Raw genomic sequence first — 24472 nt, 5'->3', positions numbered from 1 at the left:
CTTAATACTTCTGAAGAATTGTTTAATCTGAATTGTGCATATATAAAAAATTTTCGGTGAAGCTAAATTATATACCCTTAGATAAACAGAAATATTTAAAAATATTCTAAATATCTATAGGGCCAGATAATAAATGAACAGATTTAATATTATTTCGTGGATTAAGATAACTAGGTTTCAATTTTATCCTATGACTTGGCTTGCTTATACTGTAGGAGCGTTATGTTCTTTTAGAATTTTAGACAATTTTGATATTACTATTTATGCTGTAGGGTACATGACATTATTTTTGATAGAATGTGCAACGGTAGTTTCAAACGAATATTATGACTATGAAACAGACAAGATTAACAAAAACTATAGCAAATTCACCGGCGGATCTAGAATGATTGTGGAAGGAATGATTACATTCAAGCAAGCAATTAACGCCATATTAATTGCCCTGGCCGTTGCTTTTATTTTTAGTATTTTTTTAACATTTGCATATAATGTCTATGCATTTTTGATACTATCACTTGGAGTTATTCTGGGTTTGGCATATACTGTTCCCCCATTAAAACTATAATATAGGGGTTTAGGGGAAATTGACGTAGCAATAACACATAGCTTTTACATATTACTGGCCGGATTTTTATTACAATCTCCAAGATTAGATATAATTATCCCTTGGCTATTATCAATGCCACTATTCTTTGCTGTTTTTGGGGCCATAATTCTTGCAGGTTTTCCAGATTATGAATCAGATAAAATAATGGGAAAAGCAACACTTACAGTGATTTTAGGGCAAAGAAAAGCATCTTTAATCTCATTTTTATCAATTTCACTATCTATCATTTCTAGTATTATTATCATATATTCTGGAGTTCTAGGAATTGCAAGTTTATTATTTCTTATTACTACAATTCACGGATTATTATTATCATACTTATTATTGAATCAATTGACAGAAAACGTAATTGAAAAAAGAGTTGATAAATTACTTCAAGTTTCGATGTCATATATATTATGGTTTACAATAGTCCCACTTTTATATTTACTAAAAATAATTTAGAAAGAATTATAGATATTTTTTAATGATAGAAAGTTTTATATATGATTCTTAACTCGGAATCTTCATGCCGCCATAGCTCAGTAGGTAGAGCGCTCGGCTGTTAACCGAATGGTCGCAGGTTCGAGTCCTGCTGGCGGCGCTCCTGGGCCCGTAGCTTAGCCTGGTAGAGCGCCCGGCTCATAACCGGGCGGCCAAGGGTTCAAATCCCTTCGGGCCCACAACACTTCTAAATTCTTCCAGCCATTGAAAGCCATTTCTCGTAGCATTCTACTGCTATTTTATAATCTCTCACAGCCCAAAAGTATCCATCACGTTTTAGATAATATTCTGCATCTAAAAGGTAATAATTTATGGCAGTGTTAAAAAGAGTTTCAGCACGTTCAATGTCTCCAGAATCCCAATAAAGCTCGGCTGCTTTTTTAAAGTTCTCAGCCCCCCAGAAGAAATCTTTTTCTTCAACAAGGAAATTTGCAGCCTCGACATAACTGTCTGCGGCGTCTTGATAATAACCCTCGTTCTCAAAATTAATGGCAATACTCTCCAGCTTTTCTACCCTTTTTTTAGTTTCGTCTCTTAACAATTAAGCACCTTGTTTAGATTTTTTTCTTTTTCTGAGGAAGAAAAATATAACCCCTATTATTGACAATATGGCCCCAATTATAACAATATAGATCACAAGTCTAGATAAAGATTCAGATCTAATCAAGTCATCGATTTCATTTATTTTTTGGTCCATTTCCTGAATTTTAACTGTGTCGTTCATTGCTGAATAAAGATCTTTTGCAGTCTGGTAGGTAGATTTGGATTCTTCATATTTTTTTTCATCTTTTAAAGAAAGAGCTTGATCCTCTAATGATTTGGCTTGGAGGTATAACGTAGAATTTGAAATAAAAGTCCCAGAATTATTAATTCCTTCAGTATATGATACAGATTGATATATGGTTCTTGCTTCTCTGAATCTATCAATAGCTGCCTGATATTCTCTAACATCATATAGTGCTTTTCCGGTAGCAAAAATAGCATTTGCTCTTCTTATCGTTTCTTCTCTTTCTTGTTGATTTGCTTGAGAAACTGGACTCTGAATATCTTTTAATTCTTGATAGGTAATTGCATCTATATCTGTGGAGGCGATAACTAGTTCCTTCTCACCTTGGTAGTTTAGATTAATGGTGAACACGTCATTTACTGTAGCGTAAGTCCTATATGTAAAAAGTCTATTCCCTTTAGTACTAAGTATATACACGCCGTCATTTGTTCCTACTATTATTTCTACTTCATTTTTATAATCAAGATTATCATAATGTATTAAGTTAATATTGCCATCAAAACTATGATTGAATATTTCTTTATCCCAATCGTACGCATAAAGAACATTATCCTTACCCACTATAACAAATGAAGTGTTTAACTCGTCCTTAAATGCAGTTGCCGCTCTGACATTACCATCAAAGGAATACTCTTTCAAATTAAATCCATCTTTTGTTAAGATAATGAGTTTTTTATTTACGCCTAATAATATCTCTTTAAATCCATCTCGCTCCAGATCACCAAGAGACAAAGAAGTTATCGCATAGTCAAAATGGTATCCCCATAGAGGATTTCTATTATAATCGAAAACTATAATATCATTTAATCTTGTAGATGCAATAAATTCGGCATATCCATCTCCATTTATATCCTCAGCTATAAGCAATCTAAGTTCGTTGTCAGCTTCCCATTTTTTCGAAATTCCACCATAATAGCCTTTTAATTCGAAATCTGGGAAAAATAAATCTTTACTTTGGAACCTGACACAACCATCATGATTAATTATTACCCAAGCGTTGTCCATAAATGTTTTATTATGAGATACAGCAATTATTTCACCATATCCGTCAGAATCAATATCTTTAATAATTATTTTTTGGATGGGTGTGCGCATCCAATATTCCCAAAGTTTTTCTCCGTCTGAATTAAAAATTTCTATACCATTATTAATGAGGCCAACGGCTATGTCACTTCTTCCATCTCCATCAAGATCTCCCGCAGATATACTATTCACAAAATTAATAGTCTTTCTTTTCCAGATTTCTTGGCCAAATACATCAAGAACATAGATATACTCACCAGTTGCCACTACGACATCAAACCTTCCATCTCCATCGACATCGCCTAAAGCAGCGCCCTTAACTTCTTCATTGGTGTGGTGGCGCCATTTAATTAAATCTTCAGAAGATATTTGACTGAAGGTACTAAAAATAAAAATAAATGTTAAAATTAAAACCAAACTTTTTTGCATTTTTTGCACCATTATTCTAGGTCTTCATTTCTAAGAAAATCCGGTAACGGAAAATGGCTCTTTGTAACTACGTGAATACTCATTTCACTCTTGAATATCCCAGATTGTCGCATAGACTCCATGTAAGTTGGGATTAGATCGGTTCTGTCAGCAGGTATTGCTACAACTAACTGGCAGTCTGAATTTCCAAATCCAGAAGTTACATATAGAACTCTGTCCATATTCTTCAAGAAATTAATAGCCTCTTCATTTGTACCTTTTTGTATATTCAAGAGAAAATGAACTTGATGGTATCCTAATTTGTCGGGTTCTATTATGGCCGTAAATCCTTTTACGACGCCGTCGTCTATCATTTTGTTAATGAAAGGTGTTACTGTCTGTATTGAAAGCCCCGTTTCTTCAGCAATCTTGTTCTTCTGGGGGAATCCTTTGATTGCAAGAAGAGATCTTAGAATTTTAATTCCTTTTTTGTTCATTTTCATTATTATCACTATTTTTATAATTTCTTTAAAATATTTAAATCTTTCGGAAATTTTTTATTAAATAATTTTTCTATTAATTATAAAAAGAAGATAAGATAATGAAATCATGAATAGTAGTATAACTTCCAGGTCGACTATGCCTGTTTCGATGCCAATAATGGTATAACTCAGCACCATGCTGTATAATCCAACTAATATAATTTTTCTTTCTCCTTTTGTATTGTCAGCAATTTTATAAAGATTTGATAAGAAAAATCCCAAAAATCCCATTCCAACTATCACTCCAATTAGGCCAAAATCAATGACTAAGGGTCCAAATATGCTAGATGTCACAGAAACAGATCTTTCACCAACAAGAACTGCTATCATTCTTCGGGGTGAATACGCCAAGCCAGGCATTAATCTAGCAAGATATGGGTGAGTCGCGATATGAATGGCTCCATTTGTTAATCCAAATAATCCTCCCATATTAGCCAGTATATCCATAACATCAGTGGTAAGACTTATTCTGGTTCTTAAGGATCCTAAAAGAGAAAGATTAACACCCAATATTATGTCGCGTACCATCGTTAAAGCCAATAATGAAATCAAGGACGCTATGCCAATTAGGATTAGTTCAGATTTTTTCCATATCCCAACCATTGAACCACAGATTAATGCGCCTAATATAACGAAAATTACTTGAGTCCTATACCCTAGTAATGCCATTAAAAAAAGAGAAAGTAATGTAAAAAAAATAGAAATAGATCTTGCCTTTTTATAAGAATATTTATTTGTCAATCCAACATAAGAAATCAATAATATTGAACCCATTGGAAAAAGATGGGACATCGTTGTAAAAAAAGGGTCCAAGGAGTTTCTTGCTTGAACATCAAATAATGGTATTCCGCCAGCTATGATCAAGTCAAATGCATAAAAAATAAGTCCTAAAGATAGAAGAATAAATATTAGAATATAAGAACTATTTTCTAAGTATTTTATTAAGTTGCCTTTATAGGTTAAGAACAGATATACTAAACTAGAAAATATAAAAGGGAAAGATAATGCCCAGAATCCTTTTAGCAATATGACTAAACTTATCATCAAAAGTGAAAGAAAAAAATCCTTGTTTTCTCTTTCAGTCATTCCTATAAGGAAGAGAGGTATCAGGCTAAGTTTTACATAAAACCCAAAAGATTCAATTTTAATCATGCTAAGTAAGAATAGTATCGAGAAAATAATTAATAGAGGTATAAAAAATTTTTTATTGATTTTTCTTATCTTTGGTATATTAATTAATGTCCCAATAAAAAATGAAGTTGTCCCTAATATCAAGACAAGTGTTCCAATCGGAGAAAGGGGATGGTCTGATAAACTAAAAAAGAGTAGTATCGAAATTATTACGAGTAAAGGGGAAAATCTCAAGAATTTAGAATTTTTAAGATAATCATCAAATTTACTTATCTCAAAAGGAAATGCAGGAAATTTCTCAATAATTCTAAAAAATTTCACAGAAGACTTAGTAATAATACTATTTGAAAACTCTTTTTCTAAGAAGGGAAAGATACTGTTTAAGTACTTCATCTAAATCCTCACATGAATATCTCCAATTATCCCTTCTATCTTGTTATTCTGGATAGAGGATATTTCAACTTTTGGGATATTGTCTGTAAGCACGAATGTTCTAAAATCAGGGAAATAATATTTTGTTGGCCCATAAGGAGAAAGAACAGATTGTAATTTTTCAAAATCATTTGTTCCAATGCCTGTTACATTCAAGATGATTCCATTTTCAGATGATTTTACATTTACATCTCTCAAGTGAAAAATCTCTATTGCTATTTTATCAGATAATTCTCTCTCAAAAGTAATATTGTTGGGGAATTTACCATCGATGACTATATCCCCTGAAATAGTTGTATCTATAATATTATACTTATCTAAAAAATTGGAAGTGTTATCAATTATAGTCTTTGCTTCGATTATATCATTGGTGAAAAAACCTTTTTGTATATAGCTTACGGTAGAACCATTTAACATTGTAACTTTTATATTATGTGCCGCTACATCTTCCTTGAATGAAGTACGCCCCCCTATATTCAAAATCCTTCCGTCTTTTAATTTCAATAAAAAAGTGCCTTGTGATGTGCCAACAACAATTCCTTCCCCACTGAAAGGAGAATAATCAGTTATATAAGAACCGTCAACCTTTACAAGATATCTAAAACCCTTTCCATCGGATAAATCAAAAAAACGAACAGCATTATATATCTGTGATCCTGTATAAGAATATTCATCTACTGGTTCTTTTTCAAAATATTTGGTGGAGAATGAGATTAAAGAAGCTACCACCAATACAATTATTGCCAAGTCAAAAAGATTGAATCTTCTCATTTAAACTCCTAATAGACGCCGAGGATTACTGTTCTAAGAAAGTCTGAGAGTAACATAGTATCTTGAAAAGTACTGTTCTCAATAATAACAACGCCTTCATTTAATATAACAATTTTATTTTCAACTCCCCCTATGTTAGGGGTCTTCATATAAATTAGTGGCTTTGTTTTTGAACCTATAAGTTTGATGCCCATCATATATTTGTGCCATGGAGTAATTTCTCTGGCAAGAATTATTGCTCCTTTAGTCCTACCTATACCTTCACTTATCGAAGCAACACCTCTGACAAGGAAAGAATTTTCAGGTGCTGAGCCAGGCATTGCAGTAAAGAGCAAATAAACAGTTTTAACTTCATCTTCGGTAAACATTCTTCGCATAACAATTAGAGGATCTCCCTCAACATAAGAAACTACTTTGATTGATTGGCCATCATCCGTATTGTAAAGAATAGTAGTTGGTGTTCCTTTTGCGTCGAATGCATGATTTCCTAAATAATTGACATAATAAAGAGAGGCCATCGAAACTCCAATGACTGCCAATAAAAAAACAACGCTTAATGTTTTTTTGGACACTACTGGGCCTTTTTTACTTGAAACTTTTCTCTCTTTACTAGGTTTCTTTTTTGCCATATAAATTAAATTAAAAATTTATTTATAAATATTGTGGGGAATATGCTCTTTATCTTTTAAAAAAATAGATGATATAATTGCAATAAAGCATAGAGGTAACATAACGTATAACATTGTAACAAAATCTGATAAGCCATAAATTATTCCCCCAAATAAAGGTCCGACTATGCTCGATAGATTTAAAGTCATAGAAAGTCCCGATATGGCCTCGCCTCTTTCATTCCAAGTCGAATAGGACGTGACAAGAGAAGAAGTGCCTAAGTAGATTAATGCCCAAGAAGATGCGACTAATATCTGGAGTAACATAAATTCAATTGGAGTTTTAATTAATGTAAAAATAAATATGAATGTAAAGGAACCAATTAATCCCGTAAAAACGAGATAAGTTTTTTTGATTTTATCAGACAAATGTCCCACTAAAGGCATAGTTAAAACTTGTAAGGAATTATTAATGAAAAAAATTGAGGCTATTATTAATCGATCAAAACCTAATGTAAATTCAAGGTAAAGTGGTAAAAATGCCCATAATGCAGTAGCTACTGAATGTCTTAAAAATAAAGTTCTATAAAAAGGAAGAAATTTTTTGAATGTCTGGAAATCTATCCCAAAATAGTCAGAAGCAGTGTATTTCTCTTTAGCAAAAAGTGTAGCAACAAAACCAATTGTTAGAAATAGAATAGGTATCAAAAACGCATTGTTATATTTTTGTGATATTACCATACCAACAAGAAGAGAGCCAACTGCCCAACCAAATGAACATGCGGCAGTATAAATCCCAAAATATTTTCCTCTTTTTTCAGTATCTATTTCTGTAGCAAGAGAGTTAGTCAATCCCATTGTAGCACCAAAAGATACCCCCATTCCCATTCTAAAAATAAAAATCAAAATTTTATCATAAGAAAAAAAGAGTAATATTGAGAAAAATGACCCAATTATAAGTCCTGTCTTAATTATCGGAAGTTTTCTTCTGAGTTTTGCAGCTTTTCTAGCAAATATTGGTGCGGTCAATATTGAAAAGAAAGGTAAAATGGCATTGATTAATCCAATGAAAGATTTTGATGAACCTAATACTTCAGATAAATTTGAAATAAATAGATTACCGCTGATATATGAAATATTTATGCAGAATCCTATTAAAGAATAAATTATTATTTTTTCTCTGTTATTCATTAATTCACTCGATTCTTGCTTCTTCTTCAAGCATTATTGGAATACCCTCTCTAACCGGATATCTCCTTTTGCATTTAGCACAAACGAGCTCTTCTTTATCTTCAAATATATCGCCTTTGCATACTGGGCATGCCAATATATCTAGGAGCTTTTTATCAATCATATTGATTAAGTTCATACAAAGATATTTAAGTATTTTTATAGACCTTTTTTAGTGATTAATATGAAGATTCTTGTTGCATCAGATATTGCAGAAGAAGGTATATCCAAACTTAAAAAAGAGTTTGAAGTCGATGTAAAAAAAGGTATTTCTAAAGAAGAAATTTTGTCTATTATAGAGAACTATGATGGAGTAATAATTAGAAGTAAACCTAATATAACTGAAGACATAATTAAAAAAGGTAAAAATCTAAAGGTTGTAGCAAGAGCCGGTGTAGGACTCGATAATGTAGATGTCAACTGCTGCCAAAACCTTGGAGTAAAAGTTGTAAACTCCCCTCAAGCAAGTTCTGATTCTGTAGCTGAACTTGCTTTTGGACTGATGCTATCTGTTTCTAGAAATATTGCGAGGGCAGACAGGTTAACAAGAGAAAAGAGATGGGAAAAAAAATCTCTTATGGGACATGAACTCAATGGTAAAATTTTAGGAATTGTTGGGTTTGGGAGAATCGGGAGAAATATCGGTAGAATGGCAAAGGCTTGCGGTATGAGTTTAATTGCCTATGATCCCTATTTAACTAGCGAACAGATAACAAGTGGTGGAGCTGAACCTGTTACTCTTGAAAAACTAATCGAAAGCAGTGACGTTATTACCCTACATGTACCTTTGATTGACTCTACAAGGCATATGATTTCAGACAAAGAATTTCAAAAAATGAAAGATAATACAATCATAATCAATACCTCCAGAGGGGGAATAATTGATGAGGATGCACTTTGTAAAGCATTGTCTTCAGGAAAAATTCTAGGTGCAGGTCTTGATGTGTTTGAGGAAGAGCCTCCAATGGATAGCAAGCTACTAGAGTATGATAATGTAGTTTTGACTCAGCATATAGGGGCATCGACTCACGAAGCCCAGAAAAGGGCGGGGATTATGATTGCTGAAGAAGTCATTAAAGCTTTGAAATGTAAATAATAAATTATTTAAAATTTTAAATTTTTTGACCACACTCTGGACAAAAACTACTGTCTTTTCCGACTGACGCTCCGCAATGTGGGCATTTTAATTCTATCTTTTCATGAATATCATTTCCACAGCTTCCACAGAATTTAGCTCCTTCTTCAACAGGGGACCCACAAGAAGGACATTTGACTTCATCCTTTATTTGAATTTCTTTTGGTATTTCAGGAATTTTAGTTGATGTTTTTCCTTTCTTCATGAATACTAAAGCCGCTATCCCGACTATTACTATTGCTAAAGGCACGATAAAAATATATGGAAAACTACCAGAAGTTGTTGTAGTTGTTTCTGGCACAGTCACAGGAGGTGGTTTATCATCAGTTGTTACTGGTGGTTTAGTCTCAGAAACAGGTGTTTGTGGAACCTCAATAGATGTAGATTCTTTTGGAGATTATGATGTTCCTGGTTTTATATATACACTTAGATCATAGAGGTAAATTTTGTTATCTTTTGATCCAGCGATTAATTTTCCATCTGTAGTCAGGAATAATGAATTTATGGTGCTTTCATTCCCTGTAGTCCACAATAAAGTTCCAGAACTATTTAATAAACTTATAACTCTATCAAGAGAACTTACCGCAATATAATCTCCAGTTGGTAACATAGAAACAGCATTGGCTTTATCTTTCATCGTTCTTTTGAAGAGTTGTTTTCCCGAAGAGTCAAATAAGTAGATATTGTCACTAAGATCGGCAGCAAATACCCTTGAACCATATTTATTGATAGAAACTAAATGTGTTGCAGCACTGGTTGGTTTAGACCAAATTAGAGAACCTTTCTTATCAAAAAGATAAACTTTATTATCAAATGCACCGGCAACTATAGAAGTAGCTTCAGGAGTTAAAGAAATTGATTGAACATTAGCCCCGGTCTTGTACTCCCATAAACGTTCACCTGATCTTGAAAGCAAGAAAATATTGCTATCATTTGTTCCAACGGCCATGTAAGAACCATCAGGGGTAACTGAAGATGAGGCCAGTCTATTTCTTGAATTGTAGTTGGTAATCTGAACCCCGGCTTTATCGTATATATAAACGCTATAATCCTTTGTAATTGCAGTGATATATGATCCATCAGGAGCTATATTAACTTTGTTAACTTGACCAGAGGTAACTTTATCCCAAATCTTCTGCCCAGATTTGTTAAACAAATATACTCTTTTATCCCAAGACCCTGCAACTATGTATTGGCCATTTGAAGATATGGCCACAGATTCTACATTGCTACCTGTTTGGAATTTCCATAATTGTGTACCACTTTTATTGAAAAGATACGCATGATTGTCATATGAGCCAACTGCTATATACGCTCCGTCAGAAGTTGCCGCAACAGAAGCTACATCATCTCCCGTCTCAAAATTCCAAGAAAGTTCATCTGCAAAAACATTCATTATTGATACATTGCATAATATTAATATTAGGAATAAAGTAATTTTTTTCATGAAAATACTCATTATCTGGCCTATTTAAATATTATGTTCTAAAAATATTAATTCCAAGATTATTTCCATTTGCCTTTTCTTAGCTCCGTTAAGTTCAAATTTTCTATTTTGCCTTCCATGTCTCTAATTGTTTTCAAGATTTCTGTATAATCATTCATGGTATTATCTAATTGATTTGAGATATCACTTGAATACTTTTCTTCCTTTATTTTTTCCTTTAATTGATTAAAGAATGTGACCACGGGTTTAAACGAGTCCTCGATCAGAAGCCCAGATACAAAAATAATAAATGGGGTTAGTTCTCCTGAATTTCCAATATCTATGCACCTAAGATACACCCCCCTCCTTTCAAATGGGATAACAATTCTCGGGTATTTATTTTGTAAAAGAATAAAATTTAATAATTCTCTCGAAACTCTGCCATTACCATCAATAAATGGGTGAATCTCAACAAATTTTTGGTGAAAGTGACAAGCCAATTCAACTGTAAACATTGTTAATCTTTTTTCATTATACCAATTTATGAGACTGTTAAGTTCATCTTCTAAAACTGGAAAGGGCGTAGGATCGTAATCAGATCCAGATATAGATATATCAATGTTTCTAAGTGTACCTGCATTTTCATCATCTATATTTTTCATAAGCATTTCATGAATTTTTAGAATGAGTTTCAAATTTATATCGCCAGTGTAGTCTCTAAGGAATTTAAAAAGGCCTTTATAGTTTAATATCTCATGCATCTCTCTTAGAGTATTACCTGCTGGAGTATCTTCTTCAAGAATAAGTTGCGCGTCTCTCAATGATAACGTGTTGCCTTCTATTGCTGTTGATCCATGAACATATCTAAGTCTAAGATTATCTTCAAATTTTTCAAAATAGCTTTTGTTAAATGGGGCCATTATTCTATTTATCTCTTTTAGTCTCTCTAGTATATTTATGAAAGAAGTTGGGAGGATATGATCTATATGCCCTGATCTTTTTGAAAAAATCTTCAGGAATTCTGCTTCTAGGAGAATCATCTGAGACTTTTGTTTAACTAAGAATTCAATTTCAGACTGAGAAAATGGACCTTTCCCCAGATAATGTGAAACTGTCTTTACTCTGCTACCCATTCTAACCGAATGATTAAGGTAGTAATATATTTCTCCATTAATATTCTTTTTTATTAGATAGACCATCTTATTCTTCCATAAATAGTGATTATTATGTTCATTTAGTACTACATTTTATATTGTTTTTGGTATTGGAAAAATAATATAGTGGTAAAATATTATCTAATAAATAGAATCCTCATAGCAATTGAAATTGTACTTAATAGTCTATTTTTGATACAAATAAGTCATAATCTTTATAACTGGCTCAATGATTCGAGGGAAGGTTTTAATTATGGACGAAATACTAACAAAATTTGAAGGGGTTGATATACCTTCTGTTAAAAAAGTTGCAGTTGCCTATTCTGGAGGAGTTGATTCTTGTCTCTGTATAGAGCTCCTGAAACGAGTTTATAATGCTAAAGAGATTTTACCCATAATGATTGATGTTGGGCAAGGAAAAGAAGAAATTGATATTGCTTTTGAAAAGGCAAATATTCTAGAGATAACGCCAATTGTCATAGACGCGAAAGAAGAATTTGTAAAAAAATGGATCCCTATGGCAATAATGGCAAACTCAGATTATATGGGTTATCCAGTAAGTACTTCGATGACGAGACAACTTATTGCAAACATAGTGGCCCAAAAAGGTAAAGAATTGGGTTGCGATGCATTAATGGAGGGTTCAAGCGGCAAAGGAAATGATCAGTACAGGATGCACAATGTATTCAAATTTTTTGCGCCAGAATTGAATGTATTGGTACCCGTCAGAGATTTTAATCTTACGAGAAAAGAAGAGGAAAAACTTTGTGAGTTGTGGGGAATCTATGTAACTGAAAAGATAACTGGAGGAGATGACAAAACTCTCTGGTGCAGGTCTATTGCAAGTGGAGCAATTGACCTTGATCAAGAACTTCCAGACAATTTATGGATGTGGACTAGATCTCTTGAAAACACCCCAGATAATCCTACTTTTTTGGAAATCTCCTTTGAGAAAGGCGTCCCAGTATCTTTAAACGGAAAAAAAATTGGGTTATTAGAGCTCCTTACTGAGCTAAATGAAATTGGAGGAACGCATGGTATTGGAAAAATAGATATTTTTGAAGAAGGCATAATGAATCTCAAAAGTAGGGAGATTTATGAAGCTCCTGCGGCCACAATAATTCTAAAACTCCATAAAGATCTAGAACAGATGTGCCTTACAAAGGAAGAAATATTATTTAAAAAGACTGTAGAACAGAAATGGGGATATCTTGTATATCACGGAGGATGGTTCCATCCCTTAAAAGATTCTCTTGACAGCTACATAATCAAAAGTCAGGAGCATATTAATGGAAACTTCAAAGTTAAATTATTTAAAGGAAATGTAGAAATAATAAAGAGAGAATCAACTTCATCATTATTTGTGCCTGAACTAAGGTCAATAAAAGTTGGAGGCATGGATCAAAGAATTTCAAAGGATGCGGCGAAAGTTATGGGCCTTATGTACGAAGTTTTGGCCAAAAGGCCCAGATAAATATTTAAATTTTTATTTTTTATGATTGTAAGGGAGTAACTAAATGGCAAAACTTTGGAAAAAAAAATATGAACTTGACAAAGCTGTTGAAGATTTTACAGTTGGAGACGATTATCTCTGGGATATGAAGCTAGTGAAAGCTGATGCCATAGGAAATATCGCTCATTCAACAATGCTTGAAAAAATAGGAATTCTTTCTGAAGAAGAGCTTCTAAAAATTAAAAAGAATTTGATTGAAATTCTAGATCTTCATGAGCAGGGCAAATTTAGTATACATAAAGAAGATGAAGATGTGCATACTGCCATTGAAAATTTCTTAACTGAACAGTTGGGTGATGTTGGTAAGAAGATTCATACTGCAAGGAGTAGGAACGATCAGATACTCTTGGATATGAGATTATATTCAAAAGAGAGATTATTTGATATGATGGAAAGTGTTCTAAATCTTTGCAAAATACTTTTAGAATTCTCAAAACAAAATGAATTCGTGCCTATGCCCGGGAGAACACATACTCAAAGAGCTATGCCCTCCTCAGTAGGGCTTTGGACAAGCGCTATCTTAGAGAGTCTCCTTGATGATCTTTATTTATTGAAGAGTGCTTTCAAGATTAATGATCAATCCCCCCTAGGAAGTGCTGCAAGTTATGGTGTTAATCTTAATATTGATAGAGAATATGTTGCAACTCTTTTAGGATTTGAAAAGGTGCAGAATAACGTCCTGTATGCAAATAATAGCAGGGGAAAAACAGAATCCATAATTATATTTGCTCTATCGCAGATAATGATGGACCTTTCAAAGTTTGCTAATGATTTAATCTTATTTTCAATACCTGAATTTAATTATTTCAACTTACCGGAAGAATTTTGTGGCGGCTCAAGCCTTATGCCTCAAAAAAGAAATCCTGCTTTGCTTGAACTTACAAGAGCTAAAGCAAACGTTGTAAACTCTCTATACTTTAGGGTAACAGAAATAATAACCTCCCTTTATTCAGGATACAATAGAGACTTCCAATTGACCAAAGGCCCTTTAATGGAAAGTTTTGATATTACCCAGCAGACACTATACGTCCTAGGATATTTCATTCCAAAAATAAAGGTAAACAAAGAAATATTAATTGAGTCATTTTCTCCTGAAGTCTATGCAACGGATAGAGTATTGGAACTTGTAAAGGAAGGAACGCCATTTAGGGATGCTTACAAAGAAGTTGGGATAAATCTAGAATCATTAAAAAATAAAGACCCGGTTAAAAATATAAAATCAAAGACGCATACAGGCGCTACTGGAAATCTTGGGCTTGATAAGATAGAAAAGAGGATAAAAGAAGAAGAAAAAGAACTTTTATCTAAAAAAGAAATATTTATGAAAAGAATAGAACAATTGGTCAAAATTTAGTTTACGGGATACCATGTATAAATACGATTATATCATAATTGGAAGTGGTGCTAGTGGTGCTGCTATTGCAGAAAAGATATCCTCCGATTATAAAGTCTTAATACTTGAAAAAGGGGATTATCTTCCCTTAAACGAAGCTCACAAAGGTTATTTCAGAGCTTCTTCTTGCAAAGATTTTGAAGAACATGGAAAAATAGAAATCTTAAGTGGTAATGGTGTTGGAGGAACAACATTATTAGCCATAGGTAATGGTGTCAGAACGCAAGAAAAGGAACTGGAAAAACTCGGTATAGATATCGAAAAAGAACTTGATGAAGTTGAAAAGGATTTTGGATTATCAACCATCCCCAAAGATATGTTAGGTGATAGGACTAATCTATTCATTGAAAAATCTAAAGAATTGGGTTATGAACCAAAGATAATGCCCAAAATGATTGACTTTAAGAAATGTAAAAAATGTGGAAAATGCAACATGGGATGTCAATTTCAGGCAAAAAAAACTTCCCTTTATTATATTGAAATGGCGATTTCTAATGGGGCTGAACTAAAGACTAATTTTGAAGCTTTGAAAATAAATAAAAGTAATAATTACTTTGAAGTTCAAGGTATGGAAAAAGGTAATCTCGAGGATATTTCTGCAAAAAATGTTATATTAAGTGCAGGCGCTCTTGATACCCCCAAAGTTCTGAATAATTCAGGCATAATAACTCCAAAGAGTCTATTTGCGGATATATTTGTTACTATTGGTGGAAGATGTGACAAAACATTCAAAGACGAGTTACAAATGGCAGCTTACATTCCATTTAACGACTTTCTAATCTCTCCTTATTATTCTGAGAGAATTATAAAAATGCTTGGTGAAAAGAAAATAGATTCTAAAAGAGATAATATCATCGGAATAATGATCAAAATAAAAGATGACTCTTTTGGGTATGTTAATAAGAACTTTATCGAAAAATACTGTACCGGCAAAGATGTCCAAAAAATATCAAATGGTGTTGCTATTGCCTCGAGGATATTAAAGAAATCAGGAGTAGATACGATAGTTTCAACTGAAGCTATTGGAGCTCATCCCGGAGGAACTGCACCAATAGGAATCACTGTGGACAATCAATTCAAGACAAAAATGGGATTTTATGTATGTGATGCAAGTATACTTCCAGAATCACCAGGCGCGCCACCGATCCTTTCGCTAATGGCTTTAGGAAAAAAATTGGGAGAAAATATTCTAAATTCCACCTGAAGGAACTTTTTCATTTGGATTCGTTACGATGTCCAAAAGCATCGGGCCTTCTGAGTTCAAAGTTTCTCTGATTCCTTTTTTCATTTCTCCTTTGTCTTCAACTCTAAGAGCCGGGACTCCAAGACCTTTTGATATAGCTACAAAATCATTCTTACCTAGAGAAAAAGAGTATTTCCCATCAAATTTTGTATCTTCATATTGTTTAATTGTTCCCAATACACCGTTATCTATGAGGAATACTTTCACATCGATATCATTTTCTGAGAGGATTAATAGCTCCCCCAATACCATCAAAAGTCCGCCGTCGCCAGTTATTAATACTACCCTCTTTCCAGGATTTGATAATTTAGCCCCTATGGATGCGGGCAATCCAAACCCCATTGCACCAAATGAGTGTGAACAGATAAATGTCCGAGGGATGTGAACTTTTTTCAGCAAATGGGCCCATACTGTTATTGAGCCCGTGTCTGTAACAATAATATCGTTCTTGTTTAGTTTTTCAAATATTTCAAAAATAGCAGCTTGCGGTTTCAAAGGTGTAGAGGAAGATGAAATTCCATCCAATTTTCTCATGGGATTTTTATTAATCCAAAGATCAGATTTTCTAGAAACACCAATCGTTATATTGTTAATTATTTCATTTAAATCTCCAATAAGAGCTAGGTCAAACACTATATTTTTTTGATTTTTTTCTAGATTTACATCTATTATTTTTTTTGAAGTATCTAATAGATTATATGAAGTTCTATCGGAAAATTTGACCCCAAAAGATATCAATAGGTCTGACTTTTCAAAAGCCACTTTAGAATTATTTGTACCTCTCACTCCAAGAGTGCCAAATGCGCGATTATCGTCTTCATCTATTATCCCCCTCCCAGGGAGTGTTGTAACTATTGGCGCCCCAATTTTAGTAGAGAGGGAGTAAATAGTATTTGCTGAATTAGAATTAATAGCACCATAACCAGAAAGAATCAAAGGTCTTTCAGACTCGTTAATCAACTTAATGGCAAGTTTAATTTTGTCGATGTCAAGTTTAGTTTTTGTTTTAGTTTCAGTGTATTCAAGGTCAGAAATGTATTGTTGTTCAAATAAGTCTGTTGAAACTTCGACATGAACGGGTCTTGGTCGGCCAGATATTGCCTGATTAAATGAATCTCTTATTTCTCGATATAGATCATCTTTAATCATAATATTTTTCTTTGTTATGGCAGAGGTCATTGAAAGCAAATCGACTTCCTCGAAAGCATCAGTTCCTAGCTTATCGGTAGGAACTTGCCCGGTGATCAATACTAACGATGAGCCATCTTTATAGGCGCATGCGAGACTCATCATTGCATTGACTGACCCCGGACCAGTTGAGGTCAGTGTAGACGATATTCTTCCACTTGCCCTATAAAATCCATCAGCACTATGAACTGCACACTGCTCATGTGAAGATCTAATAATAGAAATGCCATTATCTTTCAATTCGTGATATAATGGCAATATTTCCCTTCCCGGATACCAGAAAAGTGTATCAACTCCTGAATCCTTGATTGCTTTGGATATTATTTCTGCTCCGGAATATGAATTTTTCATCCTCTAACCTTTTGAAAGAATTTCTTGGACCATATTCTTAAATTCTTTATCGCCAACTTTTGCGCCTCTTTCTGCCATTTCTTTAATTTTGAGAATTAGGGTTTCTTTTTCATCTTGAGGCACAGATAAACGTAATTCCTCAAGTTTTGCATCAATGCAACTCATCCCACAATGTTTTCCAAGTATAATTCTTCGTTTTTGCCCAACAAACTCAGGCATATACGGTTCATATGTCAATGGCTCAGCTCTAACTGCTGAAACATGTATCCCAGATTCATGAGAAAATACATTATCCCCAACGATGGCTTTATTTTTTGGTACCGGCATTGTAGTATATTTTTCAACTAGTCTTGAAAGTTCGTATATAACTTCATATCTGAAAGGCATCTCTATTCCATATAAGAACCTAAGATTCATTATTACCTCTTCTAGTGAAGCATTGCCGGCCCGTTCACCTATTCCATTTACAGTTGTGGATATGGCCCTAGCGCCAGCTTCAAACGCTGCAAGAGAATTAGCAACTGCAAGTCCAAAGTCATCATGACAGTGTATTCCTATAGTATTGTTTATATTGTCTTTTATTTTACTAACAAGATATCTCATTCCCATGGGCCTTATTGAACCGGTGGTATCTGCTATGTGAACTCTGTCGGCACCCGCCTCAGTTGTTGCTTTGTATAGTTCAATCAGAAAATCCAAATCGGTTCTTGTAGAATCTTCTGCAGTGAATGCAACAAAAATTCCATGACTTTTACCATATTCAACTGCCTCAACTGCTCTTGAAAGCGCTTGCTCTTGGGTCATTTTTAGTTTATATTTTAAATGAAGATCTGAAGTCCCGATAAAAGTAATGATTCCATCAACATCACAGGATAAAGCAATGTCTATATCACTTTTTAAAGTTCTTGTCAGAGCAAGTATTTCTGAATTTAAAGATTGCTTCGTTATATTCCTTATCGCCCTCCTTTCGCCATCGGACACAACTGGAAATCCAGCTTCAATTTGTGGAATACCCAACTCATCTAGTTTAATAGCAATTTCTATTTTCTCATCGGGTGTAAAGCAAATTCCTGGGGTCTGCTCTCCATCCCTTAAAGTGGTGTCATATACAATAATATTTTTTGGGTTTTCTTTTATTTCGATCTCTTCGACGAAATTATAAGGGCTAACAAATGATTTCATAACCTCACAGCCTCATTGGGATCTTCAGAGTATCCTAAAGCAGCGATCGCTCCTATCAATCCCCAATTATCCATTAAAACTTCTAGATTCTTTAATTTTTTGGAGAAATCAATTGCCTCTTGGATTGATACCATGGAAAATTTAACATTATGAGAATAATCTCGAAGTTTTTTATCAATTCCTATACCAGGCAAAAGAACTAATCCAGTTTCTTTTGAAAGTGTATGCTTATTAAATAATTCAAAAATTCTCTCTTTGAATAGTGGAATATTTTGTGGATCTACTCCAAAAGTCAGTGCAGTGCTAACACAATTTTGGGTCTTATGCGGATTTTTTGGATAAAGCTGAACTAAGGTATGTCTAAGATAATCGGCTAATCCTTCTTTTTCAATTTTATAGGCTAATTCGTTTGCTAAAGACCAAGTTGCCCCTTCCTCTTTCGTATCTGTATCATCAACACCTATCACTATCTTATGCTTTAAGTTGAATGTGAGTCTAGCTCTGCTTAGCCCTCCTCCACCACCATAATCTATTATCTCAACTTCTTCTACACCCTCTGCAAGTCCTCTATTAAGAACGGCGCCAACTCCACCACCACCAAGGCCTGCATAAGTAATTAAAATTTTATTTTGAGTTATTTTGATTTCTTCAATACCTGCTGCAGAAATTCCTGCTTTCAAATCCAAATCACACTTCCCTTCTTTAGCCCTAAAAAAACTGTAACTTCCTTCTCCATTCGCCTGAGTAATCAAGGAAGAAGCTTTTGGATAATGATAAGTTACCCATGACGCTGTGGCCATGCCTCGCGGATGTTTTTCATATATCTCGATTATTTTATTTTCTTGGTCTGCAAGAACAACAATCTTTTCAAATGGTGAGATCCATATTTTATCGCCAAATGCCTTGAAGAAATCTTCTCTAGTGTATTTCAAGTTTTCACCCACAAATAATGACTGAAACTATAATATTTAATGGGCCCACTGGGATTCGAACCCAGGACCTCCACCGTGTGAGGGTGACGTCATGACCAACTAGACCATGGGCCCAGTTTTTAATAATTTCAAAAGTTTAAAAAAGTTATCTATTTATGGACTCGGCGGGATTTGAACCCGCGGCCTCGGCATTGCGAATGCCGCGCTCATACCGGCTGAGCTACGAGCCCTGAACAAATATACAAAAAGTCAGCTTTTAAATTTTATTGAGGATAAAAAAATTAAAAGAAAAAATAAAAATAATATTAAAAATAACTAAAAAAAAATATAATTATAAAATATTTAAAATAAAAATTTTATATGCCTATAATAATTAGAATAACCTAACATATTAAATCTAAATTCTAAAAAATAGGCATATTAACGAAAAAGAATAATTAAATATTATTAAACAAAGTCATTAAATCTTTAGCTTCGTCTTCGGCCATTCTTTTAGTGAAATATTCTCTGACATTTTTGTACATGTGTTCTAATAATACAGGATCCTTTCTGGCATACGCTTCAAATCTATCAAGCATGTGGAAAGATCCTGCCTCAGTATCTAAAAATTCGTCTTCTTTATCCTTCAATGTTTTTTTTGCTAATTTAATGAGTTCAGAAAATTTCATTAGATTCTCCTTTGCCTTAACCCTTTCAAATCCTGCATTAATATAAGAATCTATCAAATCCATAAATTCCTTATAATCTATAAAATCAAGATTTCTAGATCTATTCAGTCCATCTACATAATGTGTAAGTAACTGTTTTGCCGTGTTTTCATGCTTAGAAAAATTCTCTAAAGATTTTTCTAAAATTTCTGCATCTTTCTTTGATAGAAATAACTTGCCTGTTGGCACATAATAATCTGCCTTTGACTTATGCTTTTTAACACCATCTAACGCTTCAATGTCTTTCATGATATACTTAATATTTTCAATAGTAACTGACTTCATAAAAAGGTTCACTGCTAGACAAATTTTATACGCTTTCTCTTTGTCTTTCAGAATATTTCCTTTTTCATCAACAATTACAAGTTTAGACATTTCTGGATTTTTGAATCTGGAAGTGAAATATAAACCGCTGTAGTAAAGATGAGAACCTAATTTAACAGGGATATATGTTTCAAACTTTTCTTTTTCATTTTTTAAACTATTAAATACATCAAGAACAGGGCCTTCTTCTAATTTTACTATTCCGGGAAATGCAATAATCTTTTTATTAAAAAATTTATTCAACACTTAAAATCACCTATTTAGTATTTATCAGGCCTTGCTACTATGAAATATACTACTGCACAAAGAACAAATGCAATTACTAAGTACCTAAGTGTCAATTGACCATTTATATATGCATTAATACCATATATTACAATTATTAACACAAGCACATATCTAAAAATATCAGTAAATTCCATATTATCACTTTCTAACTATATATTTAAAATTGACATATTGAAATACTAAGAAAGATACAACAAACCAAATCCATTTTATGTATCCGCTTTCTTCATAAATGCGGTCTATTATTAATAATCCCCCAACTATTATAACAAGTCCAACTACTAAAAAAGGTAAGCCCCTCTTTAAGTAATCCTTTGATCTTACTCTTTTTCTTTTTGAAATCTTCACTGTAACCATTAGTATCCCTTACCTACTAATTTTAAAAATGTTTATAAGAGTTTCCATTTGAAATGAGTCTACAAACGTCTAAGTTAAAAAAGAAACAATATAAAAATAAAAAAGAAAATTAAATTAATTTATTTTTTCTTGGTCTTTGCCATTCCACCTTCGTATTCAAGTACGAAGTAGAGAATAATACCGGCTACTAAACCCATTGCTGGTGCAGAGAAGAACGGACTCTTCCAGAGTGTGACGTAGTTAGCTACGACCAATATTGCAGCCATTATACCTGCAATAGCTCTCTGGATATTATTCTCAACCATTTCCATGGCAAGATAAGAACAGAGGTATCCCTGAATTAACAAGGTTAGACCGTATCCGATAGTTCTTGCTGGTAGCATTATCTGAACTATTGGGTTTATCAATAGGCCTATGCTCATACCCCAGAATAGGCTTGTTGCTCCACCCCAGTAGGTGTATTCCTGTTCTGGTGTTGAGTGCATATATCTCTGAACTACAAGCGCTTGGCCAGCAGTCCACTGTGGACCGCACATTGGGACGTATGGGAAGAACATACCCATGAGTACATTTCTCCATCCGGTAATGATGTGGTTTCTTCCTATGTGAACAAGTAGTTTCTCATCTGGTCTTGCTTCGTCAGCCTGCTTGATTAAAGATTTCAGGATAAGTATATCTCCGAAAGCAATAATGTATGCTACTATAGCAACAGCTACACCAGCACCGAGCAGAGTAGCACTTGGGAATCCAACTCCGAAGACTGAAACCTCGTTTAAGATTCTGCCAAAATCGATTGGGATGATAATGCTCTGTGTTACTTTTGCCATATCGACTTGGATTTCTCCAGTTATCAGACCAAGTATGTATCCTACAATGAATCCAGGCACTATTCCAAATCCTGCAAGCCATTGGAATATCTTATTCTGCTTTCGCCACGAAACTGCTCTCTTAGAGAACAGTAAGAACAGAGACACCACTGCAGATACTAGGAATGATACCGGTGTCTTAGCTACATAGGATTGTGCTGGGCTGAAAATTGTTTGAAGTGATGCTAGACCTGCACCCAATAGTATACCTGCTGTGATAGACTTTGGAATACGTGTTACAAATTCTCTACCTACTCCTGTTACACCAAGCACCAAGAATATTATTGCTAATATAAGCTGCATCGCTATTAATGCTTGCATTCTTTCTATATATACTCCAGTTGGACCAACAATGGTGTTGGAGTATGTGGCAAAGTATGCGGTATAGATAGGAATACCAGGGGTAATCCAACCGGCAACTGATGGGTCACCAAAGGTTGTGTGCCATAGATAGAAAAAGTTGTTTACCATGACCATTACTACACCAAGTTCAATAGGGATACCCATAGTTCCTTCCATGGCGACCGTGATACCTAAAGGCACACATGTCAAAATTACTCCTTGGATGAAATCCTGGTATTCTATTGGATAGTGGTAGAATGGTAGCCTAAGCTTCAAAAAACTTGGGTTAATTGAAGGCTGTTCTTCGTATCCTGGCGGCCTTTTTGGACCAAAATATCCAATTCCAGACATGTTTTTTCCTCCATTTTTTTTGTTTGAAAAAGTCAAGTGACTTAATCAACATGCTTGAATATATACTCTTTAGCAAATATTAGCCAAAAAGAATATACTCAAACAAATATATATTAAGGCGATTATATATAAACTTTTCGGTGTTTACAGATAGTATTGTCGTGTAGGTAATCCTAATTTATAGTCTTTTGACGTAGTATATATCCAAAAATAGCTAAATACTCAGGGGGATTTCTCCCCCATCATCGTAATTGGAGTTTTATATGCAGGAATCTGCTCCAAGATCCCTACTAACGGATAGGTTTTTGTCAATGTTGATTGACAATGTTAACTATGTTGATACTAATATATAAAGTTATTGGTTAGCAATATATAATACACTATTGATAATCAATAGTAATAAGAAAGAGAGAATAACTCATTGGGATTACAGTTCTTTTTTCTAAATTATAAAATTAAACAGTTTGTTGATGATTACAAAGAAAATATTCAGAGTATGATAATTAATTCAAATTAATAATAAGGATTGATTGAACTTGATGAAACTAAAAATACTATTACTCTTTATTAAACGATATAGCCTTCTGATAAAATCTAGTCATGTCAAGGTGAATATATGAATACAAAAATTATTGAATTGGTAAATAGACATGAAGACTTTTTGAAACCTAATGAGATTGCAGTATTGGCAAAGACTAATTACCATAAAGTATGCAAGGACCTCGAAAGAATAAAACAAGTAAAATAGATTAATAATAACTTTATTTTTAATCTATGATTATTTCAAATTTAACCGCCAGAAAAGTTATTGGCGGGCAGTAAGGGATTTGAACCCCTGGCCCGTAGATTAAGAGTCCGAAAAGGAAATAGGGCTTATTTTTTAATTTAACGTTCATAATGACTTTATTTCAATATTTAGACTTAAAATTAATGTTCAATTTGAAAAATAAGTGTCTATTCTCGGGCTAGAATAGTTAAGATTAGTCCATAAAGTTTTATATATACAAATGCATTATATTGTTGGCTAGGTGAAGGACTTGCAAGTTGAGGAGATTTTTGATAAAAAGCTGCACAAACTAGAAGTGCGGATAAATAAGCTAGAGGACATAATGATCGATGCGTTAAGATCAAACAATATCTTTGCCATGGATCCTGAATTAAAAGAAATATGGGACAATGAAGAAGATGACCTCTGGGACAATCTTTAGGCAAAGAGAAATAGTGCTTGGCCTGTTTCCTTTTGATGATAAAAATGAATTTAAGAAGAGGCCTTGCGTCATCGTTTCTAATGAAAAGTATAACATAAATCACAATACCGTTATAGCCATACCTATCACAAGCAAGATCAGGAATTTTGAAGATAGCATTATCATTGACGATGTTGATCTGGAAGAAGGGCACCTCGTCAAGAAAAGTGAGATATTGCCGTTCAAAATATTTACTATCAACAAATCTCTAATGCTAAAAAGTATTGGCATGATCAGTTTAGAAACGGCAAAAGAGATAGAAGGAATTATCTCAAAAATTATTGAAATTGACATTTAGATTCTTTTTCGCATAATTACTGTTATGCGAAGTAATTATACATTTGTGTTTTATATTAAACATTTAATTGGCCATAAAAATAAGGCCAATCTAAAGACCTCTGCTTAAGAGCATATAGAGCGCCCATATGAAGAGCAATGTCATGAATATAAG

At 33.6% G+C, this 24472-nt stretch carries 27 protein-coding genes and 4 tRNA genes; 11 read left to right on the top strand and 20 right to left on the bottom strand.

Annotated features, from left to right (window positions below; all coding sequences use genetic code 11):
* Nucleotides 1-133: 133 nt before the first annotated feature.
* From KO464_09310 to KO464_09295, 4 genes are all read left to right on the top strand, one after another.
* Nucleotides 134-565, top strand: coding sequence for a prenyltransferase (locus KO464_09310; GenBank protein ID MCC7573563.1), 432 nt, complete (start codon nucleotides 134-136; stop codon nucleotides 563-565).
* Nucleotides 566-583: 18 nt separating this feature from the next.
* Nucleotides 584-1051, top strand: coding sequence for a hypothetical protein (locus KO464_09305; protein MCC7573562.1), 468 nt, complete (start codon nucleotides 584-586; stop codon nucleotides 1049-1051).
* Between the two features lie 66 nt (nucleotides 1052-1117).
* A tRNA-Asn gene (locus KO464_09300) sits at nucleotides 1118-1190 on the top strand.
* Between the two features lie 5 nt (nucleotides 1191-1195).
* Nucleotides 1196-1269 (top strand) — tRNA-Ile (locus KO464_09295).
* A gap of 8 nt (nucleotides 1270-1277) precedes the next feature.
* Here KO464_09295 and KO464_09290 read toward each other — a convergent pair.
* Genes KO464_09290 through KO464_09255 form a run of 8 tightly spaced genes read right to left on the bottom strand, consistent with a single transcriptional unit; the run spans nucleotide 1278 to nucleotide 8143 of the window.
* On the bottom strand, nucleotides 1278-1631 hold the full coding sequence (locus KO464_09290) for a hypothetical protein (protein MCC7573561.1): 354 nt from the start codon (nucleotides 1629-1631) through the stop codon (nucleotides 1278-1280).
* On the bottom strand, nucleotides 1632-3329 hold the full coding sequence (locus KO464_09285; protein ID MCC7573560.1) for a VCBS repeat-containing protein: 1698 nt from the start codon (nucleotides 3327-3329) through the stop codon (nucleotides 1632-1634).
* Nucleotides 3330-3340: 11 nt separating this feature from the next.
* Complete coding sequence (locus KO464_09280; GenBank protein MCC7573559.1) at nucleotides 3341-3820, bottom strand: winged helix-turn-helix transcriptional regulator; 480 nt, start codon at nucleotides 3818-3820, stop codon at nucleotides 3341-3343.
* Between the two features lie 48 nt (nucleotides 3821-3868).
* Nucleotides 3869-5374, bottom strand: a complete 1506-nt coding sequence (locus tag KO464_09275; protein MCC7573558.1) for an oligosaccharide repeat unit polymerase family protein — start codon at nucleotides 5372-5374, stop codon at nucleotides 3869-3871.
* Nucleotides 5375-6184, bottom strand: coding sequence for a hypothetical protein (locus KO464_09270; GenBank protein ID MCC7573557.1), 810 nt, complete (start codon nucleotides 6182-6184; stop codon nucleotides 5375-5377). It abuts the gene before it with no gap.
* 8 nt (nucleotides 6185-6192) lie between these two features.
* Complete coding sequence (locus KO464_09265) at nucleotides 6193-6813, bottom strand: hypothetical protein (protein MCC7573556.1); 621 nt, start codon at nucleotides 6811-6813, stop codon at nucleotides 6193-6195.
* A gap of 18 nt (nucleotides 6814-6831) precedes the next feature.
* Complete coding sequence (locus tag KO464_09260) at nucleotides 6832-7983, bottom strand: MFS transporter (protein MCC7573555.1); 1152 nt, start codon at nucleotides 7981-7983, stop codon at nucleotides 6832-6834.
* A 4-nt stretch (nucleotides 7984-7987) separates the two neighbouring features.
* Entirely contained in the window at nucleotides 7988-8143 is a 156-nt protein-coding gene (locus tag KO464_09255; GenBank protein MCC7573554.1) for a Trm112 family protein, read from the bottom strand.
* A 63-nt stretch (nucleotides 8144-8206) separates the two neighbouring features.
* Here KO464_09255 and KO464_09250 point away from each other — a divergent pair, with 63 nt between their 5' ends.
* Nucleotides 8207-9118 carry a hydroxyacid dehydrogenase gene (locus KO464_09250; GenBank protein MCC7573553.1) on the top strand — a complete coding sequence of 304 codons (912 nt, stop codon included), beginning with the start codon at nucleotides 8207-8209 and terminating at the stop codon, nucleotides 9116-9118.
* A gap of 16 nt (nucleotides 9119-9134) precedes the next feature.
* On the opposite strand, the gene KO464_09245 is transcribed toward KO464_09250, so the two are convergent.
* Complete coding sequence (locus tag KO464_09245) at nucleotides 9135-9362, bottom strand: zinc ribbon domain-containing protein (GenBank protein ID MCC7573552.1); 228 nt, start codon at nucleotides 9360-9362, stop codon at nucleotides 9135-9137.
* Here KO464_09245 and KO464_09240 point away from each other — a divergent pair.
* Nucleotides 9361-9594 carry a hypothetical protein gene (locus KO464_09240; GenBank protein ID MCC7573551.1) on the top strand — a complete coding sequence of 78 codons (234 nt, stop codon included), beginning with the start codon at nucleotides 9361-9363 and terminating at the stop codon, nucleotides 9592-9594. The two genes, KO464_09245 and KO464_09240, sit on opposite strands and share 2 nt — an antisense overlap.
* Here the strand turns inward: KO464_09240 and KO464_09235 are convergent.
* Both KO464_09235 and KO464_09230 read right to left on the bottom strand, forming a co-directional pair.
* Nucleotides 9555-10604, bottom strand: a complete 1050-nt coding sequence (locus tag KO464_09235) for a PQQ-binding-like beta-propeller repeat protein (GenBank protein ID MCC7573550.1) — start codon at nucleotides 10602-10604, stop codon at nucleotides 9555-9557. The genes KO464_09240 and KO464_09235 overlap by 40 nt on opposite strands.
* Nucleotides 10605-10663: 59 nt before the next feature.
* Nucleotides 10664-11782 carry a Fic family protein gene (locus KO464_09230; protein ID MCC7573549.1) on the bottom strand — a complete coding sequence of 373 codons (1119 nt, stop codon included), beginning with the start codon at nucleotides 11780-11782 and terminating at the stop codon, nucleotides 10664-10666.
* Nucleotides 11783-11990: 208 nt separating this feature from the next.
* Between KO464_09230 and argG the strand changes: the two genes are divergently transcribed.
* The 3 genes from argG to KO464_09215 are packed head-to-tail and all read left to right on the top strand — an operon-like array spanning nucleotide 11991 to nucleotide 15847.
* A complete protein-coding gene (argG, locus tag KO464_09225; protein MCC7573548.1) occupies nucleotides 11991-13211 on the top strand; it encodes an argininosuccinate synthase in 1221 nt (406 codons plus the stop codon).
* Between the two features lie 43 nt (nucleotides 13212-13254).
* Nucleotides 13255-14604, top strand: coding sequence for an argininosuccinate lyase (gene argH / locus KO464_09220; GenBank protein MCC7573547.1), 1350 nt, complete (start codon nucleotides 13255-13257; stop codon nucleotides 14602-14604).
* Between the two features lie 13 nt (nucleotides 14605-14617).
* Nucleotides 14618-15847, top strand: a complete 1230-nt coding sequence (locus tag KO464_09215; GenBank protein ID MCC7573546.1) for a GMC family oxidoreductase N-terminal domain-containing protein — start codon at nucleotides 14618-14620, stop codon at nucleotides 15845-15847.
* On the opposite strand, the gene KO464_09210 is transcribed toward KO464_09215, so the two are convergent.
* The 9 genes from KO464_09210 to KO464_09170 all read right to left on the bottom strand — a co-directional run bounded on the left by KO464_09210 (nucleotide 15833) and on the right by KO464_09170 (nucleotide 22714).
* A complete protein-coding gene (locus tag KO464_09210; protein ID MCC7573545.1) occupies nucleotides 15833-17425 on the bottom strand; it encodes a thiamine pyrophosphate-binding protein in 1593 nt (530 codons plus the stop codon). The genes KO464_09215 and KO464_09210 overlap by 15 nt on opposite strands.
* Nucleotides 17426-17428: 3 nt before the next feature.
* The gene (locus tag KO464_09205; protein ID MCC7573544.1) at nucleotides 17429-18607 is read right to left on the bottom strand and encodes a homocitrate synthase family protein; all 1179 of its coding nucleotides are present in this window, start codon (nucleotides 18605-18607) and stop codon (nucleotides 17429-17431) included.
* On the bottom strand, nucleotides 18604-19539 hold the full coding sequence (locus KO464_09200; protein ID MCC7573543.1) for a hypothetical protein: 936 nt from the start codon (nucleotides 19537-19539) through the stop codon (nucleotides 18604-18606). Before KO464_09200 ends, KO464_09205 begins: the two co-directional genes overlap by 4 nt.
* A gap of 40 nt (nucleotides 19540-19579) precedes the next feature.
* A tRNA-Val gene (locus KO464_09195) sits at nucleotides 19580-19653 on the bottom strand.
* A 42-nt stretch (nucleotides 19654-19695) separates the two neighbouring features.
* A tRNA-Ala gene (locus KO464_09190) sits at nucleotides 19696-19769 on the bottom strand.
* Between the two features lie 207 nt (nucleotides 19770-19976).
* The gene (locus KO464_09185) at nucleotides 19977-20816 is read right to left on the bottom strand and encodes a hypothetical protein (protein ID MCC7573542.1); all 840 of its coding nucleotides are present in this window, start codon (nucleotides 20814-20816) and stop codon (nucleotides 19977-19979) included.
* Between the two features lie 14 nt (nucleotides 20817-20830).
* Nucleotides 20831-20992: a hypothetical protein gene (locus KO464_09180; GenBank protein MCC7573541.1), complete on the bottom strand. Its 162-nt coding sequence runs from the start codon at nucleotides 20990-20992 to the stop codon at nucleotides 20831-20833.
* A gap of 4 nt (nucleotides 20993-20996) precedes the next feature.
* A complete protein-coding gene (locus tag KO464_09175; protein ID MCC7573540.1) occupies nucleotides 20997-21215 on the bottom strand; it encodes a hypothetical protein in 219 nt (72 codons plus the stop codon).
* 119 nt (nucleotides 21216-21334) lie between these two features.
* Nucleotides 21335-22714: a putative sulfate/molybdate transporter gene (locus KO464_09170; protein ID MCC7573539.1), complete on the bottom strand. Its 1380-nt coding sequence runs from the start codon at nucleotides 22712-22714 to the stop codon at nucleotides 21335-21337.
* A 1088-nt stretch (nucleotides 22715-23802) separates the two neighbouring features.
* On the opposite strand from KO464_09170, the gene KO464_09165 reads away from it, so the two are divergent.
* Both KO464_09165 and KO464_09160 read left to right on the top strand, forming a co-directional pair.
* On the top strand, nucleotides 23803-23982 hold the full coding sequence (locus tag KO464_09165) for a hypothetical protein (protein ID MCC7573538.1): 180 nt from the start codon (nucleotides 23803-23805) through the stop codon (nucleotides 23980-23982).
* Nucleotides 23951-24319 carry a type II toxin-antitoxin system PemK/MazF family toxin gene (locus KO464_09160; protein MCC7573537.1) on the top strand — a complete coding sequence of 123 codons (369 nt, stop codon included), beginning with the start codon at nucleotides 23951-23953 and terminating at the stop codon, nucleotides 24317-24319. Before KO464_09165 ends, KO464_09160 begins: the two co-directional genes overlap by 32 nt.
* Nucleotides 24320-24472 lie beyond the last annotated feature (153 nt).

Origin of the sequence: Methanofastidiosum sp. (assembly GCA_020854815.1) — an archaeon.
Lineage (GTDB): Archaea > Methanobacteriota_B > Thermococci > Methanofastidiosales > Methanofastidiosaceae > Methanofastidiosum.
Note: the sequence above shows the minus strand (reverse complement) of the source record. Positions and strands in the feature narration are given on the sequence as shown.

Excerpts from the sequence above, each read along its gene's own strand:
- KO464_09310 (MCC7573563.1), top strand. The coding sequence starts at position 134 with ATGAACAGATTTAATATTATTTCGTGGATTAAGATAACTAGGTTTCAA.
- KO464_09285 (MCC7573560.1), bottom strand. The coding sequence starts at position 3,329 with ATGCAAAAAAGTTTGGTTTTAATTTTAACATTTATTTTTATTTTTAGT.
- KO464_09275 (MCC7573558.1), bottom strand. The coding sequence starts at position 5,374 with ATGAAGTACTTAAACAGTATCTTTCCCTTCTTAGAAAAAGAGTTTTCA.
- KO464_09270 (MCC7573557.1), bottom strand. The coding sequence starts at position 6,184 with ATGAGAAGATTCAATCTTTTTGACTTGGCAATAATTGTATTGGTGGTA.
- KO464_09265 (MCC7573556.1), bottom strand. The coding sequence starts at position 6,813 with ATGGCAAAAAAGAAACCTAGTAAAGAGAGAAAAGTTTCAAGTAAAAAA.
- KO464_09260 (MCC7573555.1), bottom strand. The coding sequence starts at position 7,983 with ATGAATAACAGAGAAAAAATAATAATTTATTCTTTAATAGGATTCTGC.
- KO464_09250 (MCC7573553.1), top strand. The coding sequence starts at position 8,207 with ATGAAGATTCTTGTTGCATCAGATATTGCAGAAGAAGGTATATCCAAA.
- KO464_09240 (MCC7573551.1), top strand. The coding sequence starts at position 9,361 with ATGAATACTAAAGCCGCTATCCCGACTATTACTATTGCTAAAGGCACG.
- KO464_09245 (MCC7573552.1), bottom strand. The coding sequence starts at position 9,362 with ATGAAGAAAGGAAAAACATCAACTAAAATTCCTGAAATACCAAAAGAA.
- KO464_09235 (MCC7573550.1), bottom strand. The coding sequence starts at position 10,604 with ATGAAAAAAATTACTTTATTCCTAATATTAATATTATGCAATGTATCA.
- KO464_09230 (MCC7573549.1), bottom strand. The coding sequence starts at position 11,782 with ATGGTCTATCTAATAAAAAAGAATATTAATGGAGAAATATATTACTAC.
- argG (MCC7573548.1), top strand. The coding sequence starts at position 11,991 with ATGGACGAAATACTAACAAAATTTGAAGGGGTTGATATACCTTCTGTT.
- argH (MCC7573547.1), top strand. The coding sequence starts at position 13,255 with ATGGCAAAACTTTGGAAAAAAAAATATGAACTTGACAAAGCTGTTGAA.
- KO464_09215 (MCC7573546.1), top strand. The coding sequence starts at position 14,618 with ATGTATAAATACGATTATATCATAATTGGAAGTGGTGCTAGTGGTGCT.
- KO464_09210 (MCC7573545.1), bottom strand. The coding sequence starts at position 17,425 with ATGAAAAATTCATATTCCGGAGCAGAAATAATATCCAAAGCAATCAAG.
- KO464_09205 (MCC7573544.1), bottom strand. The coding sequence starts at position 18,607 with ATGAAATCATTTGTTAGCCCTTATAATTTCGTCGAAGAGATCGAAATA.
- KO464_09180 (MCC7573541.1), bottom strand. The coding sequence starts at position 20,992 with ATGGAATTTACTGATATTTTTAGATATGTGCTTGTGTTAATAATTGTA.
- KO464_09175 (MCC7573540.1), bottom strand. The coding sequence starts at position 21,215 with ATGGTTACAGTGAAGATTTCAAAAAGAAAAAGAGTAAGATCAAAGGAT.
- KO464_09160 (MCC7573537.1), top strand. The coding sequence starts at position 23,951 with ATGAAGAAGATGACCTCTGGGACAATCTTTAGGCAAAGAGAAATAGTG.